This window comes from Corynebacterium sp. HMSC074A09 (assembly GCF_001811545.1).
GTDB classification, from domain to species: Bacteria; Actinomycetota; Actinomycetes; order Mycobacteriales; family Mycobacteriaceae; genus Corynebacterium; species Corynebacterium hiratae.
This window is the reverse complement of sequence record NZ_KV805118.1, coordinates 1-1021: the sequence shown is the minus strand read 5'-3', so window position 1 is coordinate 1021 and position 1021 is coordinate 1. Positions and strand designations below refer to the sequence as shown.

Sequence of the window (1021 nt, the reverse complement as noted above, 5' to 3'; positions counted from 1 at the left end):
TGGTACTAATAGACCAAAACAAACACACACACTTGAACTTTTGAGTGTGTCAACATATAAACACAACAGTTAATTAATCTCACTGTCGCTTGCGTCCACTACACAGTATCTGACACAACACCAGCAACCAGAATTTGCTCCGTGTGTTTGTCGGTGGCCTATAGCAGCAGGGAAACGCCCGGTCCCATTCCGAACCCGGAAGCTAAGCCTGCTAACGCTGATGGTACTGCAACCGGGAGGTTGTGGGAGAGTAAGAAACCGCCGACACCAAACAACAAACCATAACTCAATACACCAAGCCCGCCACCGTTGAGTAACCACTCAACGGTGACGGGCTTCATCATCGTTTTCACACACACAGCCTAAAAGTACAAACCCGAAAACACAGACCTGCGTGCTGCACATCCACGTCCGCGCTTATAGACCGCAAGGGATCCGAGCACGGGTCATACGCGCTAATTATCCCAAGCACAAAGAATCCGCCGCCGCCCAAACAAGCAACACAGCTTTGTCGGCTAAGCACACTCATCCCCAGACCATTTGCCGGCTACAGCACCCGTGAACATAGGCACATCCGTCCAAGTTATGGGCTTGCCTCGTAAAGAACATAGAACATCAAAAATAGCCCCCAGCCGCAGCAAATGCGGGCCGAAGGCTAACTCTACAGGAAACAGGAAAAGGCGCTGTCTTTGGTGACGGTGGTACTTAGCCCTTCTCGCAACCGCGGGTGTCATGCAAACCGCACTGAGGGACGCCCAGGAACGAAAGGGCGATCGATGAGAGCGTGACTGGAATAGCGATAATGTCGTAGAAGGGGGAGTCGACGACGAGTTCATTGAGATCGGTGGACGATCCTTGTCGAGCGTTGTTCACTAGCCCGTCCTCAGCGGTCGCTGTGGGGGTTGCCGTGAGCATAAGTGCAGCGGCACCGATGATAGCTAGGGGCTTCTTCATCGTGTCAGTTCCTTTCGGATAGGGAAGTATAGGGGGGGCCTGGCCCCCGGAAAGTAGACACGTCGGG

Annotated in this window: 1 protein-coding gene and 1 rRNA gene; one reads left to right on the top strand and one right to left on the bottom strand. The window is 53.2% G+C overall.

Annotated features, from left to right (window positions below; translation table 11 throughout):
* The first annotated feature begins 149 nt into the window (after window positions 1–149).
* Window positions 150–267 (top strand): 5S ribosomal RNA (rrf, locus tag HMPREF2807_RS01920).
* 438 nt (window positions 268–705) lie between these two features.
* Here the strand turns inward: rrf and HMPREF2807_RS01915 are convergent.
* Window positions 706–954 (bottom strand): hypothetical protein, encoded by a 249-nt coding sequence (locus HMPREF2807_RS01915; protein ID WP_046647656.1) that lies wholly within the window; start codon window positions 952–954, stop codon window positions 706–708.
* Window positions 955–1021: the final 67 nt, after the last annotated feature.